Source organism: Pseudonocardia sp. CA-142604, assembly GCF_050948475.1.
In the GTDB taxonomy this organism is placed as follows: Bacteria; Actinomycetota; Actinomycetes; order Mycobacteriales; family Pseudonocardiaceae; genus Pseudonocardia; species Pseudonocardia alaniniphila.
This window is the reverse complement of sequence record NZ_CP192045.1, coordinates 1868041-1882883: the sequence shown is the minus strand read 5'-3', so window position 1 is coordinate 1882883 and position 14843 is coordinate 1868041. Positions and strand designations below refer to the sequence as shown.

The window sequence follows — 14843 nt, the reverse complement described above, 5'->3', positions numbered from 1 at the left end:
AGGCGGACCCACTTCCGGGCTCCCTGGATCACCGGCAGACTCCTGCCATGGCCACCGCCGCCCCTCTTGCTCTACCGCTTCGCCCACCCGCCCACCAGGTCAGCCCGCGGGCCGTGCGGTGGTGGCAGCTGCGGGCCGCGGTGACGCTGGTGGTCCTCGTCGTCCCGCAGGTCGTCGTGCTGGTCGTGATGGGCGCGGGGGCACCGGGCTGGCTCACCTGGACGGCCACGGCCACCGCTGTGGTCACCCTCGGCTACGCGATCCTGGTGCCGCCGCTGCTGTACCGGATCCATCGCTGGGAGGTCACCCCCGAGGCCGTCTACACGCTGTCGGGGTGGCTGGTCCGGGAGTGGCGCATCGCCCCGATCTCCCGCGTGCAGACCGTCGACACCGAGCACGGACCGCTGCAGCAGCTGCTCAAGCTGGCCACCGTCACCGTCACCACGGCCTCGGCGCGCGGACCGGTCAAGATCAGCGGCCTGGAGGCCCACGCCGCCGCCGAGCTGGCCCGCACGCTCACCGAGACCACCCAGGCCACCCCGGGCGACGCGACATGACGCCTGGCACCGACATCGACACCACCGGCGCCGACGCGCCGCCCGTCGTCGAGACGCCGTGGCGACGGCTCGACAAACGGATGCTGGTCGTGAGCCCCATCGCCGGCCTCGTCCGGTTGCTGCCGGTCGTGCTGATCCTGCTCGTCACCGGGCGGCAGGGCACCCCGATGCAGGTGTGGTTCCCCCTCGGGATCGGCGTGCTGGTCGTCATCGGGGGCGCCATCCGGTGGCGGACCACCCGCTACCGGGTCACGCCGGACCGTGTGGAGCTGCACACGGGGTGGCTGCGCCGCCAGCGGCGCTCGGTGCCGCGCGACCGGATCCGCACCGTGGACCTCACCGCCAAGCTGCTGCACCGCATCTTCGGGCTGAGTGTCGTACACGTCGGGGCGGCGTCCGGATCGCCGATGGAGAGCGCCGGGCTCCAGCTCGACGCCGTCAGCAAGACGGAGGCCGACCGGCTGCGCCGCGAGCTGCTGGACCGCTCCCCCGCCGCAGCCGGTCCCGGGTCCGTCGAACACGCCCCCGTGACGCCACCGCGCCCACCCGCCACGGAGCTGGCCCGGCTGAACTGGTCGTGGCTGCGCTTCGCACCACTGACGTTCTCCGCGATCGCCGGCATCGGCGCGATGGGGGCGGCGGTGTTCAACCTGATCGGCGAGCTCGGTGTGGACCCCCGCGACATCCCCGCCGTCGACGACGCGGCCGACCGGCTCACCAGCACCCCGATCTGGGCCACCATCGCGGTGCTGGCGGCGTTCCTGCTGGTGGTCGCCGTGGTCGGCGCCATGGTGCTCTTCGCCGAGCGCTGGTACGGCTACCGGCTCACCCGTGAAGCCGGCGACCCCGCCGTCGCTGCGACCCCGTCCGCCGGAATCGGCACCGGCACGCTGCGCGTCCGGCGAGGTCTGCTCACGCGGCGCTCGCTCTCGGTGTCCGAGCAGCGGCTGCGCGGCGTGGAGGTCGTCGAGCCGCTGCTGCTCCGCGCCGGGCGCGGCGCCTACTCCAAGGCGCTCTCCACGGGCCTCACGCGCTCCGCACAGGGCGGGGCGCTGCAGCCGCCCTGCCCACGTCCCGAGGCACATCGCGTGGCGTCGGCGGCGCTGCGCGAACAGGCGCAGGAGATCACCCTCGCCCCGCTGCGCAAGCACCCGCCCGCCGCGCTGCAAAGGCGCATGACCCGCGCGCTCGTACCCACCGGCGTGCTGGTGGCGGGCCTGTTCGTCGCCGGGTCGGCCGTGCAGTTCCTGACCGAGCTGGCGGTGCCGAGCCTGCTACTGCTCCCGCTCGCGGCCCTCGTCGCTCTCGACCGCTTCCGGAACCTGGGCCACGAGCTCACCGCCCGCTACCTGGTGAGCAGGCAGGGCTCCATCCAGCGGCGGACCGTCGCGCTGCAGCGGGCAGGCGTGATCGGCTGGACGTTCCGGCAGAGCATCTTCCAGCGCCGGTCAGGTCTCGTCACGGTGGAGGCGATCACTGCGGCGGGCGCGGGCGGCTACCAGGTGCTCGACGTCGCGGCTGCCGACGGCGTCGCACTCGCCGACGCCTCGGTTCCGCACCTGCTCACGCCCTTCCTCGCGACAGCCGCCCCGGAGGACCCGCAGCTCGGCACCCGGTGAGAGCTGTCACCTCCGGCGGGTGCCGAACATGCCGCGCGTGATCTCCCTGCCCAACGCGCTCGCGGCCGACCGGAGGAACGACTTGACCACCGGCGAGGCGAGGACGTCCTCGACCATGCTCGGTTCCTCGCGCTCGCGACGCGGCGGAGGCTCGTAGGCGGGTGGCAGGACGTCGGCGGGTGCCGGAAGGGGCGGCGGCTCGGCGATCTTCGCCGTGAGCCGCTCGTAGGCCGACTCGCGGTCGACCGTCTGCCCGTACTTCACATAGAGCGGAGACGCCTTGGCCGCCGCGGTGACGGCGTCGTTGCCGATCGCGGCCATCAGCGAGCGCGGTGCCCGCATCCGGGCCCAGGCCACAGGGGTGGGCGCACCGCGTTCGGAGAGCACTGTGACGATCGCCTCGCCGATGCCCAGCGAGGTGAGCGCCTCCTCCATGTCGTAGGTCTTCGTGTTCGGGTAGGTGCGGACGGTCTTGGCCAGCGCGGCCTGGTCGTCGGGAGTGAACGCCCGCAGTGCGTGCTGCACGCGTGCGCCGAGCTGCGAGAGCACGTCGTTGGGGATGTCGGTCGGCAGCTGGGTGCAGAAGAACACGCCGACGCCCTTCGAGCGGATGAGCTTCACCGTCTGCTCGATGCGTTCCAGGAACGCCTTGGACGCGTCCGTGAACAGCAGGTGGGCCTCGTCGAAGAAGAACACGAGCTTGGGCTTGTCCAGGTCACCCGCCTCGGGGAGGTCCTCGAACAGCTCCGCGAGCAGCCACATGAGGAACGTCGAGTACAGGCGCGGGTTGGCCGCCTGCTCGGACAGCTCCAGCAGCGTGACGACCCCCTTGCCGTCGACCTGCCGGAGGAGGTCGGCGGGCTCGAACTCGGGCTCGCCGAAGAAGGCCTCCCCGCCCTGGGCCTCGAGGTTCACCAGCGCCCTCAAGATCACCCCCGCGGTGGCCGAGGAGACCCCGCCGATGCCCTTGAGGTCGGCCTTGCCCTCGCTGCTGGTCAGGTGCTGGATGACCGCGCGCAGGTCCTTCGTGTCCAGCAGCGGCAGGCCGCGCTGGTCGGCCCAGTGGAAGATCAGCCCGAGCGTCGACTCCTGCGTTTCGTTGAGGTCGAGCACCTTCGACAACAGGATGGGCCCGAACTGGGTGAGGGTGGCCCGGATCGGGACGGCCGAGCTGTCGCCGCCGAGCGACATGAAGTCGACTGGGTACGCGGTGGCCACCCACTCGTCCCCGGTCTCCCGGGACCGCTGCTCAGTCTTCGGCCCGGGCTCACCGGGCCGTGACATCCCCGACAGATCGCCCTTGACGTCGGCCAGGAACACCGGCACCCCGGCAGCCGACAGCTGCTCGGCGATCCCCTGCAACGTCTTGGTCTTGCCGGTGCCCGTCGCACCCGCAACCAGCCCGTGCCGGTTGAGAGTGGCGAACGGGATGCGCACGCGCGCTGACGGGTCGACCACCCCGTCGACGACGACCGTGCCCAGTTCGAGGGCGGCCCCGTCGGTGGCGTACCCGGCGGAGATTTCCCGTGCTGCAGAGCTCTGATCAGCGCCGATTGTGTTCTCCACGGGCCGGAGCCTAGCCGGAGGGCCCCCTTCCGGCAGGGCTGCGAACGCGACTCACCCCGCGCGGGGGGCGGTGGCTCCGGCCCCGGGCCTAATGTGACGGGGGTGAACGACCGTCTGGTATGGATCGACTGCGAGATGACCGGGCTGGATCTCCAGCGCGACGCGCTCATCGAGATTGCCGTTTTGGTGACCGATGGCGACCTGAATGTGCTCGGCCGCGGTGTCGACGTCGTCATCCATGCGGACGAGTCGGCGCTCGCCGGCATGCCCGACGTCGTGCGTGAGATGCACGCCCACTCCGGCCTGACCGAGGCCGTCCGTGCGTCGAACGTCACGCTCGCCGAAGCCGAGGCACTCGCGCTCGCCTACATCCGTGAGCACGTCCCGGAGCCGCGCAGCGCCCCGCTCGCCGGCAACTCGATCGCCACCGACCGCGGCTTCCTGTCCCGCGACATGCCCGAGCTCGACGCCCACCTGCACTACCGCATGGTCGACGTCAGCTCGGTCAAGGAGCTGTGCCGCCGCTGGTTCCCCCGGGTGTTCTACGCGAAGCCCGAGAAGGGGCTCGCGCACCGCGCGCTCGCCGATATCGAGGAGTCGATCCGCGAGCTCGAGTACTACCGGCGCACCCTCTTCGTCGCAGCGCCGGGACCGACCACGGAGCAGGCGCAAGCCGCTGCGGCGCAGGTCGCGGGCCAGGAGGTAACCCGGTTCGATGTTGCGGAGCCGCCGCGCTAGGCTTGTGGAGGTTCCGGTCGAGGCCGGAACCATGGTGGGTGTAGCTCAGCTGGTAGAGCACCTGGTTGTGGTCCAGGAAGTCGCGGGTTCGAGTCCCGTCACTCACCCTGTGTCGGGGCTACCCCCGCCGCACGGCCCACCGGATGAACGTGTAGCGTTCCTCCTCGGCGCCGAGCGGTAGGGCGTCACGACATGCGCCGCTAGCTCAATAGGCAGAGCAGCTGACTCTTAATCAGCGGGTTGGGGGTTCGATTCCCTCGCGGCGCACCAGCTCAACCACTGTCTCGGTCCTCGGACCGAGCTTTTTGCAGCCGTCTCCGACAGCAACGCCCTCAGGACAGCTGATCGTCGAATTCGTCGAGCGCTCCCCGCTGGGCGTCCAGGTTCACGTGCGCTCCGCTGGGAGTGCCGCGGGCGACGGTGCGGATCTGGCAGGACCGGTTCGCGCAGCAGCGCTTCGGCGGGCTGGTCGATGAACCGCGGCCGAGACGACCGCGCACGGTGTCCGACGATGCGGCGGAGAGGCTGATCACCAAGACGTCGGAGTCATCACCACGCGAGGCGACGCACTGGTCGACGCGGTCGATGGCGGCGCACCTGGGGATGGCACAGTCGACGGTGTCGCTGGTACGGCTGGCGTTCGGGCTCGCCCCCCGCGGGTCGGTCGGCCCGTCTGCCCGGTGATGATCGTCACTTGAGGCCCCGTAGCCGTGTATCGCCCGGTTTCCGACCCCGATCTGCTGATCATGGTCGAGTCCCGGGCCGGCCGCCCGGCAGGGCATGCGCGCCCGTGCCCGAGGATGGACCGCACAACCGGGAAGCCCCACGTGTGGGTCATCCAGCAGCGGCCGGGGCGTGATCGGGTAGGCGGGACCGAGGTTCCGGGTTGACGCTGCCCTCCCATGCCAAATGCGGGCCTCGATCGCCGGATGACCCCCGAGTGGTATTGACAACTCATAAAATTCAATTTGTGGGCGGGTCGATGATATGAACCACCAGTGCCTCCAGGTGCCACTATTTGCATAAATCGGAATATGGATTTTGTGACAGGCAACGCTGGAGTTAACCTCACCTCCGTGCAGATTCGCGAGTTCTCCGGTGAGGAGTTCGAAGACGTCGCCCGTGAGTTTCTCGTGCCGGCGATCATGCGGTGCGGTCCCGACCTGCGCGGGCGGATGGCGTCGCAGGAACTGGGCCAGGACTTGGCACTCTCGCTGTCGCGCTGGGGGCCGAGGTCGGCGGTCCGGACCGACCGGATGGCGGCGCGGGACTCGGAAGGCAACCGGATGCTCGTCGTCGTACCGCTGGCCGGCCGGTTACACATGGTCCAGCGCGACCGTTTCGCCCGATTGACTGCCGGTACGGGGCTTTTGACTGAGGCGTGTAGTCCCTCCAAGTGGGCCGCGCGGACCGAGAACCAGCTGCTGACCTTGTCGTTCTCCCGCGAGCTGCTGCCGCTGCGTGCTGCCGAGATCACCGAGGCCTGTGCACGCAGCATGGACCCCACATCCCCGGCCATGCAGACGCTGTCCACATACCTCGGTCGATTGTTCGAGATCGCCGAGGGCCTCACCGCGCCGCAACGGATGGACGCCGGGCACGCCGCGATCGACCTGCTCGCAATGGCGCTGCGGGACGTCGTCCCCTCGGTCCCGGGCAGCGACGGCTCCGCGACGGTGCTGCTCGACATGATGCTGATGCACGTACGGGAGCATCAGGCCGACCCGCACCTGCAGGTCGAGGAGCTGGCGCGGCGGCACAACGTGTCAGTCAGTCACGTGTACACCCTGTTCGAACGGATCGGAACCACACCTGGTGCGTACCTGCGCGAGCAGCGGCTGCTCGCGGCGCAGGCGATGCTGTTGGACCAGCGGTACGCCTGGCTCGACACGACGGACATCGCGGCAGCGGTGGGGTTCGTCGAGCCCAGGACGTTTCAGCGGGCATTCCGGCGGCAGTACGGGATGACGCCCAGTAACTGGCGCCGTGAGCAATCCCGTACCGGATCTGCTCCCGCAGCCCTCAACGAGGCAATGCCTTCCCCACGAGAAAACGCTCGGCCCGGATACGGCAGATGTTGAGCCACGGTCATCGCCGAACTCGCGGAATCGGTCGGCCCCGGGCGACCCGCGACCGGATCGAGAGGTCGCGCCGGCCTTGTGCCGCCGACCCGCCATGGTCAGCCCGTTACCGGACCCAGCGTTCCACGTTCTCGGTGATCGACTTGAACTGTTTGTTCTCGATCGACTCGACAGCCCGGTCGAGTTTCCGAAGTTGCCGAGACAGCCACAGCCAGCGCGTGGCTCGTGACGACCATGCGACCCGACTGACGATCTCCGCCGCGTCGAGCAGGAGGTCATAGAGCCCCTGAGGCAGAGCCGCGGCTTCGGGGTCCCCGTAGCGCTCGACCTCTTCGAGTGTGTAGTGCAGGCAAGCGGTCGAGAGCTGCACGTAACGGACAATGGAACGGCGAGGTATCCGGGCGATCAGTGCAGCAGTTTCGAGCTGCCGGATGGCGCCCCGCAGCCGCGCGATGTCCTCCGCATCGGTTCCACCGTGGCTCGGCCACCGGGCGGCCTCCACCGCGGCGAGCTCGGTGAGCACGGCCGCCCGGCTCTTTCGCCGATCCTTCCCGGATGCGAACCACTGGCTGATGATCGTCGCGATCCCGAGTGCGCCGAGGACCGAGACGAGGAGCGGCACGGCGGTCGCGAGATCAGTCGGCACGCCGTGGAGCCTATTGATCACAGACCGTGCTGAAACGATCGAGACAGATCACGATTGTCGGCCGATGAGCGACGCGACCGCGGTGACCTTCCGGGAGCGTTCGCCATACAGCCGTTTCCGGGACGGTGCTCACGCCGCCGACCGGCCGGCCTGTCGTCACGTACCGGCACGACGACCCCCCGTTCGGATGGAGGCCCGGCACGGTCGGCGGACGCACGGATTCGTCGCCGGTCCTCGGCCTCCACAGCTGCTACTTTCCGCGAATCACCCCTGGTCACAGCGGCGAGGCTGCGTGCGTCCGCTCCTCCCGTACCACTTCGAGAGGCTGCATGCCGATGGCACGACCGACCTCCGACCTGTCCGCCGACGTCGTGATCTGTGCCTACACCGAGGACCGCTGGGACATGCTGTGCCGCGCGGTGGCCTCGGTGCAGGAGCAGTCGACCGTGCCGGGCCAGATTCTCGTGTGCGTCGACCACAACGAGCGGCTGTACGAGCGCTGCGTGGAGCGGTGGGGGGCGATCGGGACCACCGAACTGCCGACCGTACGCGTTCTGCGCAACCGTTTCCCCGGACGGCTGGGCTCGGCGCGCAACACCGCCGTCGAGCAGGTCTCAGCCGACATCGTCGCGTTCCTCGACGATGACGCCGAGGCCACGCCCACCTGGTTGGAAACGCTGTTGCGGGTCTACGTCGACCACCCCGGGGCGGTTGCGGTCGGCGGCGCGCCCTTGCCGAACCACCGGATCGAGCGGCCGGGCTGGTTCCCGCACGAGTTCGACTGGGTGTTCGGGTGCCACTACGAGGGCCTGCCCGACCAGCTGGCCCCGGTCCGGCACCTGATCGGCGCAAGTATGTCCGTACGCACCGACGCTCTGTGGTCCGTGGGCGGGTTCCACTCCGACAAGCACGACGACATGGACCTCTCCCACCGTGTCGCGGCCGACTACGGCGCCGCGGCGGTCCTCTACGAGCCGAAGGCGCAGATCTCCCACGTCGTCCACGCCGAGCGGCTCACCTGGAGCTACTTCTGGCGGCGCTGTTACTGGATCAACCGCAGCAAGGTCCGGGCGTTCCACGACATGGGCGAGGCCGGCAACATCACCGCCGAACTGCAGTTCGCTCGCCGGATGGCGGCGAGCGTGGTTCGCAAACTGCTGCGTGCGGTGCGCGGAGACACGGACGCGCTCCGGCAGGCGGCGGCGATCGTGGCCGGGCTCGGGGCGGCCGGCGTCGGTCATCTGCAGGGCAAGCTGGAACTGCGCCTCGGCAGGCTGCCGGTGTCGCTCACCACCGGCCTCGAACCGCGGTGAGCCCGCGGGGCACCAACCTCGTCGTCGGCTCCGGCCCCTCCGCGGCCGCGGTCGCTCTCGCCCTCTCCGAGCACCCGGGCCAGCAGGTCACGGTGCTGGACCTGGGCGGCCGGCTGGACGAGGAGCGCCGCACCGTCCGCGACCGGCTGGCTTCCGCCGACCCGGCGGACTGGCAGCCGCGCGACCTCGACGTCGTCACCGCGCGAGTGCCATGGAACGACCCGCTCAGCGCGGTCCCGCAAAAACGCACCTTCGGCTCCGCGTACCCGTTTCACGACCTGGGGCAGCTCCGCGGGATCAGTGGCACCCCGGGGACCAACCTCCACGTCGCATCGTCGGCCTACGGTGGATTCTCGACCGTGTGGGGCGCCCAGGTCATGCCCTTCTCCCGCAGCACCTTCGACCGCTGGCCGGTCTCCTGGGAGGACATGGAGCCGCACTACCGGGCGGTGCTCGGCGAAGTCCCCCTGGCCGGGGACGACGACGACCTCGCGGAGCTGTTCCCGCTGCTGCGTCCCACGAGCGGACTGCCACCGCTCGGTCCCCGCGCCGCGGCCGTGCTGCGCCGCTACGAGCGGCACCGCGACGCGCTGCGGGCGCGCGGGATCACCGTCGGGCGGGCACGGCTGGCCTTTCGCGCGCGCCAGTGCGTGCGCTGCGGCCTGTGCATGAGCGGGTGCCCGTACCAGCTGATCTACAGCGCCGCCCAGACGATGGACCGGGCACGGGCCCGCCCCGGCGTGCGGGTGCTGGACGGGCTGCTGGTGGAGCGCATCGGACAGGAGCGCGGCCAGGCCGTCGCGTCCTGCCGTGACGTGCGGACCGGGCAACGCTCGGAATTCCGTGCCGATCGCCTGTTCGTCGGCGCAGGCGGGCTGGGCACGACGCGGCTGGTCCTCGGGTCGCTGGCCGCACCGCCCCGGCGCCTGGAGCTCGCGGAGTCGGCCCAGTACGTCGTGCCGTTCCTCTCCGCGCGGCCGGTCACGGACCCGCGCGGCCCCGGCGTCCGGGACTTCACCCTCAACCAGTTCAACGTGCTGCTGCACTTCGACGACGAGGGTTACACGACCTCCCAGGTCCACTGCTACCCGTACAACCCGGCGATCTCGGACGCGCTGCCCGGGCTCCTGCGGCGCCGGTGGGCGGCGCCGGCGACCCGCGAGATGCTGCGCCGGCTGTCGGTGGGGTTCGGCTACCTCCCGTCCTGGGCCTCGCCTCCGATCACCGTGGTCGCCCGCCCCGGCTCCTCGGGCGGCCTGCCGGACCTGGAGCTCGGCCGCGACGAGATGTCGGAGCGCCCGGAGCTGCTCGGCCGGGCGCTGCGCCGGCTGGTGAGCGCGGCACCCCGCCTGGACCTGTGGCCGCTGCTGACGCACGTGACCCTGTCGGGAGCGGGGAAGAGCTACCACTTCGGCGGGGCGTTCCCCCACCGCGACGGGCCGAGGGCGACAGCGACCGACCTCTGGGGCCGGCTGCCCTACTGGGATCGCGTGCACCTCGTGGACGGCTCGGTGCTGCCGTCGGTGCCGTCGACCACGTTCACGCTGACCGTGATGGCCAACGCGCACCGCATCGCCTGCGGGGTGCTCGCAGGCCGAGCGCCCGCCGCGGTCGAGGCGGAGCCGGCGAGGCACTGACCCACAGTGCCTGCCAGATCTAACAGGAACGACGCAGGTACCAAGAGCACTCGTAGTACGCCCACCTCGGCGGACGGCCCGGAACTAGCCTCGGGGCCGTGCAGATATTCGACTTCTGCGGTGAGGAGCTGGAAGAAGTCGCCGGTGAGTTCCTCTTGTCGAGGATCGCCCCGACGTGTCCGGACTTCCGTGGGCGGGTGGCGTTCCAGGAGCTGGGCGAGGCCGGCGCGCTCTGCCGGTCGCACTGGGGAGGGCCGCTACGGATATTCCGGACGGACCGGATGGCGGCGAGGGCGTCGGCAGACAACCTGATGCTGTTCTGCGTACAGGTGGCCGGTGAGAGCAGCCACCATCAGCACGACCGCTCCGCCAGGCTGGCGGCCGGTACAGGAGTGCTCAAGGAGACGCGCAGCGCCTACGAGCGGAGGTCGTCGGCCGAGACCCGGAGCCTGACCCTGCGTTTCCCGCGCGAGCTGCTCCCCCTCCGTACCACCGAGATCACCGAAGGCTGTGCACGCGGCATGGACCCGGCGGCGCCTGCCATGCGGGTGCTGTCCGGCTACCTCGGTCGGTTGTTCGAGGTCGCCGAGGACCTCACCGCGCCGCAGCGGCTGGACGCCGGGTGCGCCGCGATCGATCTGCTGGCGATGGTGCTGCGGGACGTCACCCCCTCCGTGCCGAGCGGGGACGGCCCTGGGGAGGTGTTGCTCGAGATGATGCGGATGCACGTCCAGGAAAATCTGGCCGACCCGGGGCTGCGGGTCGCGGAGCTGGCTCGGCGGCACCACGTGTCGGTTCGCCATGCCCACACGCTGTTCGAGCGGATCGGGACCACCCCCGGTGCCTACCTTCGCGAGCAGCGCCTGCTCGAGGCTCGGGTGATGTTGTCCGACCCGCGCTACGCCCACCTGGGAATGCGGGACATCGCCGCGGCCGTCGGGATCGTCAACCTCAGGACGTTCGAGCGGGCGTTCCGGCGGCAGTACGGGATGAAGCCGAGCAGTTGGCGCCGCGAGCACCTCCCCACCGGATCCGCTCCGCGACCCTGACGCTGCGGGGATCGCGCATGAGCGACGTGGAACGGCAAACGATCGTCAGCCAAGTTCGTCCGTCAGGCGGGGTGCGACTCCGAACTCCAGCGCCGTACGCCCGTCTGCCACCGGGCCCGAGCCGCGGAGCACGAGCCCGCACTCGGCGGCCAGCTCGGCCAGCTCGTCGACCGTCCGTTCCCGGCCGCCGAAGCACATCAGCATGAACAGGTCCATCGCGGTGCCGACCCCCTGCCCCCGCACCGGCTCGATCACCACCACAGTGCTGTCCGGTTCGGCGGCGCGACGACATTCGGCGAGGATCTCGCGGGCATGGTCGTCGTCCCAGTCGTGCAGGATGTCGGACAGAAGGTAGGCGTCGGCCCCCACGGGCAGAGGGTCGAAGAAGCTGCCGGAAACGGCGCCTGCCCGGTCGTCGAGTCCGGCTGCCGCGAATCTGTCGGTCGCAGCGGCAGCCGTCGGTGACAGGTCCAGGACCCGTCCGCGAAGATCGGGATGAGCGCGCAGGATCGCTGCAAGTACGGTGCCATCGCCTCCGCCGACGTCGAGGATCTCGGAGAACCGACTCCAGTCGAAACGTTCGGCGATCTGCGTTGCCTGCATCCGGAATCGCCAATTCATCTGGGCGTCGAACGAGCGTCGCAACTCCGGGCTGGCGTCGAGGTCCGCCCAGAAATCGCGCGCGTATCGCTGCACGTAGCCCGGAGTCCCCGTGGTGATCGTCCCGAGCAGTTCGACGAAGCCGAGTTCGGCGCGCCCGCCTGCGCTGTTGATGTCGAGTAAGGGCTTGATCCCTTCCGGGGCATCCTCGCTCAGCTCGGCGCCGAGGGTCGTCGGTCGATAACGGCCGGAATCCGTATCGCGGTCGAAGACACCGATCGTGACCAGGTGATCGAGCAAGCGTCGTAAGGCGGGGGCCGCGGTTCCGGTCTCGGAAGCAAGTTGCTCCGCCGTTGCTCCCGCGCTCCCCGCGCGCTCCACCAGGCTGAGTGTCGCCGCCACCCGTATGGACATGGGCGTAGCCAGATCGGCCATGGCGCGAATCGACGGTGCGCCCATCGGTGGATCCACCGTCGGAACTTAGTCACCGGACACGACTCCGCGCCACCGGCGCGACCTGAGGGCAGCCGCCGCCTCAGCTGCTGTCGTACGCGGCGATCAGGCGCTTCGGCGCCCGGTTTCGCCAGGCGTGCTCGATCAGCTCCTGCATGCGCTCCTCGCTGACCTTGGCCAGGTCGACGCGGAGGCCGACGAAGATCCGGCCGCTCCGCCACACCTCCTCGTAGACGTCCGGCTGATCGGCGGCCGCCGTCTCGGCCTCCGCCTGCCCGACACACACGATCGCGTGCGCGTCGCCCCTCTCCAGGTGTGCGAGGAGCTTGTCCGCGACCCGAAAGCCGGGCAGGCGGAAGTGTGGCTTCTCCACGACGTCCGGCAGCGCCATCGCGTAGCTACGGATATCAGCCAGCCTGATCATGGACGGGCTCCTCGTCGGCGTCTCCAGTGGACGAACGCGCGATGACGTTAGCGAACCTCTGACGCGCCGAGGAGCGCGTAACGGCCACACATTCGGGACGAAGTGAACAAACAGCGTCCTGGCAGTCGAGGGCGCCCAGAGGGGGACCTGATGACGCAGGGTGGGCCGGGCCGGCCTCCACAGCAGCCCGAACCGGGTTGGCAGTCGCCGCCCCCGGGACAGAGCCGGCAGTCACCGCACGGGGGGTGGCGCCAGCAGCCCGTGTACGGGCCGAGTTGGCCACCGCCGCAGCATCCGTACGCGCAGCGGCCCTACCAGCCACAGCCACCGAGAAGGCGCAAGAAGTGGCCGTGGGTCGCCGGGGCCGTCGTGCTGCTCCTCGCGGCGCTGATCGGCACTGCGATCAATGCGGCCACGCCGAACTCCAGGGCGGCCGACAGCGCAGCCGCCGCAGTACCGCTCGTCCCGCATCGCGTGATCAATTCCCGCGACTGGCAACTCATCGTGAAGGATCCCGACGCCCACGAGGGCGAGCGCATCATCGTGTACGGGCGAGTCACACAGTTCGACGCTGCAACCGGCAATGACACGTTTCGCGCGAGCGTGGACAGCGTCGACCACCCCGGCAACGCCTACGCCTTCGACACGAACACGATCCTGAGCGGCAACGCGTCTGCCCTGAAAGACGTTGTCATCGATGATCTGTTCAGGGCCGAGGTCACCGTGGCCGGCTCGATGTCCTACGGCACGCAGATCGGCGGGAGCACGACGGTGCCGATGTTGACGGTCGACACCATCAAGGTCATCGGCCGGGGATGACACGCGTCCTGGACCGATGAGTTCTCCACGCGCGGTGGTCTAACCGGTAGCGACACAACGACACCGAAGGGACCACCCCGATGGCCGACATCGTCTCCACCCTCTTCATCTCTCTCGACGGCGTGGCCGAGATCGCCGAGGACTGGCACTTCCCCTACTTCGACGAGAACATGGGCCGCGCCGTGAGCGAGGACTACGCCCCGGCCGATGTCCTGTTGCTCGGCCGCGTCACCTACGACAGCTTCGCCGGCGCGTGGCCGGACCGAGAAGCCGCGGGCGAAGACGACGCGGCGTTCGCCAAGTCGCTCGGGGACCGGCGCAAGATCGTCGTCTCGCGCAAGCCGCTGGAGTCCACCTGGCGCAATACCGAGCGACTCGACGGCGATCTCGTCGAGGCCGCAGCGGCACTCAAGGCCGACCCTTCCATTGCGAGCATCCTGATCCCCGGCTCCATCTCGGTGGTGCAACAACTCCTGGCGGCGGGGCTCGTCGACGAGCTGCGCCTTCTGGTGCACCCCGTGGCAGCGCGGAACGGCAGGCGACTCTTCGAGGACGGGGACGTCCGCTACCACCTGAGTCTGCTGAAGTCGGAGACGTTCCCCACGGGCGTGGTTCGCCTGCTGTACGCACCCGCCTCGGCACCCGGCAAGACGACCTACGAGGACATCAAGGACATGGGCCCGGGCACGCGCACCGACGACTGAGGCCGATCGCCCCATGGTCGCCGCACGCGCCGTCCGCCGCTCGTCGGGTGGTGGTGGGTCAACCGCTCCGTACACTCACCGCCCGTGATCAACCTGGATGAGCGGCGTCGCCCGCAACCGCCCCTCGCGGGCGACGAGACCGCCACTCTCCTGGGATTCCTGGACTTCCAGCGCGCCACCTTCGACTGGAAGTGCGCGGGACTTGATGCGGCTGGGCTCGGGGCGACGGTCGGCGTCTCGTCGATGACCCTGGGCGGGATGATCAAGCACCTGGCGTTCGTCGAGGACCACTGGTGCACCCAGTGGCTGTACGGGCGAGACATGCCGCCCCCGTGGGACACGGTGGACTGGAAGGCCGACCCGGACTGGGACTGGCACTCGGCCGCCCAGGACTCCCCTGAGCAGCTCTTCGCACTCTGGCGGGACGCCATGGCCCGCTCCCGCGCCCTGGTCGCCGAGGCGCTGGCCGACGGCGGCCTGGAGCAGCAGGCCCGGCGCACGCCGCCCGAGCACTGGCACAGCGAGCCACCGACCCTGCGCTGGATCCTGGTCCACCTGATCGAGGAGTACGCACGACACAACGGCCACGCCGACCTCCTGCGGGAGTCGGTGGACGGGCTCACCGGGGAGTAGCCGC

The 14843-nt window shown here is 70.1% G+C and carries 14 protein-coding genes, 2 tRNA genes and 1 pseudogene; 13 read left to right on the top strand and 4 right to left on the bottom strand.

Going from position 1 to position 14843, the window contains the following annotated elements:
* Positions 1 to 47: 47 nt before the first annotated feature.
* The gene (locus ACQPZQ_RS08610) at positions 48 to 557 is read left to right on the top strand and encodes a PH domain-containing protein (RefSeq protein ID WP_433293820.1); all 510 of its coding nucleotides are present in this window, start codon (positions 48 to 50) and stop codon (positions 555 to 557) included.
* Positions 554 to 2176 carry a PH domain-containing protein gene (locus ACQPZQ_RS08605; protein ID WP_433293818.1) on the top strand — a complete coding sequence of 541 codons (1623 nt, stop codon included), beginning with the start codon at positions 554 to 556 and terminating at the stop codon, positions 2174 to 2176. Before ACQPZQ_RS08610 ends, ACQPZQ_RS08605 begins: the two co-directional genes overlap by 4 nt.
* Before the next feature lie 6 nt (positions 2177 to 2182).
* On the opposite strand, the gene ACQPZQ_RS08600 is transcribed toward ACQPZQ_RS08605, so the two are convergent.
* Entirely contained in the window at positions 2183 to 3742 is a 1560-nt protein-coding gene (locus ACQPZQ_RS08600; protein WP_433293816.1) for a helicase HerA-like domain-containing protein, read from the bottom strand.
* A gap of 102 nt (positions 3743 to 3844) precedes the next feature.
* Here ACQPZQ_RS08600 and orn point away from each other — a divergent pair, with 102 nt between their 5' ends.
* The 5 genes and pseudogenes from orn to ACQPZQ_RS08575 all read left to right on the top strand — a co-directional run bounded on the left by orn (position 3845) and on the right by ACQPZQ_RS08575 (position 6561).
* Positions 3845 to 4480 carry an oligoribonuclease gene (orn, locus tag ACQPZQ_RS08595; RefSeq protein ID WP_433293814.1) on the top strand — a complete coding sequence of 212 codons (636 nt, stop codon included), beginning with the start codon at positions 3845 to 3847 and terminating at the stop codon, positions 4478 to 4480.
* 34 nt (positions 4481 to 4514) lie between these two features.
* Positions 4515 to 4587, top strand: a tRNA-His gene (locus tag ACQPZQ_RS08590).
* Between the two features lie 87 nt (positions 4588 to 4674).
* Positions 4675 to 4750, top strand: a tRNA-Lys gene (locus ACQPZQ_RS08585).
* A 147-nt stretch (positions 4751 to 4897) separates the two neighbouring features.
* Positions 4898 to 5134: pseudogene (locus tag ACQPZQ_RS08580) on the top strand (helix-turn-helix domain-containing protein); the annotation flags it as partial.
* 380 nt (positions 5135 to 5514) lie between these two features.
* Positions 5515 to 6561 (top strand): AraC family transcriptional regulator, encoded by a 1047-nt coding sequence (locus tag ACQPZQ_RS08575; protein WP_433293812.1) that lies wholly within the window; start codon positions 5515 to 5517, stop codon positions 6559 to 6561.
* A gap of 106 nt (positions 6562 to 6667) precedes the next feature.
* Here ACQPZQ_RS08575 and ACQPZQ_RS08570 read toward each other — a convergent pair whose 3' ends face one another.
* Entirely contained in the window at positions 6668 to 7207 is a 540-nt protein-coding gene (locus tag ACQPZQ_RS08570) for a hypothetical protein (RefSeq protein ID WP_433293810.1), read from the bottom strand.
* Positions 7208 to 7542: 335 nt separating this feature from the next.
* Here ACQPZQ_RS08570 and ACQPZQ_RS08565 point away from each other — a divergent pair, with 335 nt between their 5' ends.
* The 3 genes from ACQPZQ_RS08565 to ACQPZQ_RS08555 all read left to right on the top strand — a co-directional run bounded on the left by ACQPZQ_RS08565 (position 7543) and on the right by ACQPZQ_RS08555 (position 11206).
* Positions 7543 to 8520: a glycosyltransferase family 2 protein gene (locus ACQPZQ_RS08565; protein ID WP_433293808.1), complete on the top strand. Its 978-nt coding sequence runs from the start codon at positions 7543 to 7545 to the stop codon at positions 8518 to 8520.
* Positions 8517 to 10157 (top strand): hypothetical protein, encoded by a 1641-nt coding sequence (locus tag ACQPZQ_RS08560; RefSeq protein ID WP_433293806.1) that lies wholly within the window; start codon positions 8517 to 8519, stop codon positions 10155 to 10157. The genes ACQPZQ_RS08565 and ACQPZQ_RS08560 overlap by 4 nt, the downstream gene beginning before the upstream one ends.
* Before the next feature lie 98 nt (positions 10158 to 10255).
* Positions 10256 to 11206 carry an AraC family transcriptional regulator gene (locus tag ACQPZQ_RS08555; RefSeq protein ID WP_433293804.1) on the top strand — a complete coding sequence of 317 codons (951 nt, stop codon included), beginning with the start codon at positions 10256 to 10258 and terminating at the stop codon, positions 11204 to 11206.
* 45 nt (positions 11207 to 11251) lie between these two features.
* Here the strand turns inward: ACQPZQ_RS08555 and ACQPZQ_RS08550 are convergent, their stop codons facing one another.
* A complete protein-coding gene (locus tag ACQPZQ_RS08550) occupies positions 11252 to 12241 on the bottom strand; it encodes a methyltransferase (RefSeq protein WP_433293802.1) in 990 nt (329 codons plus the stop codon).
* 100 nt (positions 12242 to 12341) lie between these two features.
* A complete protein-coding gene (locus ACQPZQ_RS08545; RefSeq protein WP_433293800.1) occupies positions 12342 to 12683 on the bottom strand; it encodes an MmcQ/YjbR family DNA-binding protein in 342 nt (113 codons plus the stop codon).
* A 369-nt stretch (positions 12684 to 13052) separates the two neighbouring features.
* On the opposite strand from ACQPZQ_RS08545, the gene ACQPZQ_RS08540 reads away from it, so the two are divergent.
* The 3 genes from ACQPZQ_RS08540 (at position 13053) to ACQPZQ_RS08530 (ending at position 14839) form a co-directional block, all read left to right on the top strand.
* On the top strand, positions 13053 to 13502 hold the full coding sequence (locus tag ACQPZQ_RS08540) for a hypothetical protein (protein ID WP_433293798.1): 450 nt from the start codon (positions 13053 to 13055) through the stop codon (positions 13500 to 13502).
* Positions 13503 to 13582: 80 nt separating this feature from the next.
* Entirely contained in the window at positions 13583 to 14206 is a 624-nt protein-coding gene (locus ACQPZQ_RS08535) for a dihydrofolate reductase family protein (RefSeq protein WP_433293795.1), read from the top strand.
* An 84-nt stretch (positions 14207 to 14290) separates the two neighbouring features.
* Entirely contained in the window at positions 14291 to 14839 is a 549-nt protein-coding gene (locus ACQPZQ_RS08530) for a DinB family protein (protein WP_433293793.1), read from the top strand.
* Positions 14840 to 14843: the final 4 nt, after the last annotated feature.

Coding starts and splice junctions, on each gene's coding strand:
- ACQPZQ_RS08545 (WP_433293800.1), bottom strand. CDS start 12,683: ATGATCAGGCTGGCTGATATCCGTAGCTACGCGATGGCGCTGCCGGAC.
- ACQPZQ_RS08610 (WP_433293820.1), top strand. CDS start 48: ATGGCCACCGCCGCCCCTCTTGCTCTACCGCTTCGCCCACCCGCCCAC.
- ACQPZQ_RS08605 (WP_433293818.1), top strand. CDS start 554: ATGACGCCTGGCACCGACATCGACACCACCGGCGCCGACGCGCCGCCC.
- ACQPZQ_RS08565 (WP_433293808.1), top strand. CDS start 7,543: ATGGCACGACCGACCTCCGACCTGTCCGCCGACGTCGTGATCTGTGCC.
- ACQPZQ_RS08535 (WP_433293795.1), top strand. CDS start 13,583: ATGGCCGACATCGTCTCCACCCTCTTCATCTCTCTCGACGGCGTGGCC.
- ACQPZQ_RS08550 (WP_433293802.1), bottom strand. CDS start 12,241: ATGGCCGATCTGGCTACGCCCATGTCCATACGGGTGGCGGCGACACTC.
- ACQPZQ_RS08575 (WP_433293812.1), top strand. CDS start 5,515: ATGGATTTTGTGACAGGCAACGCTGGAGTTAACCTCACCTCCGTGCAG.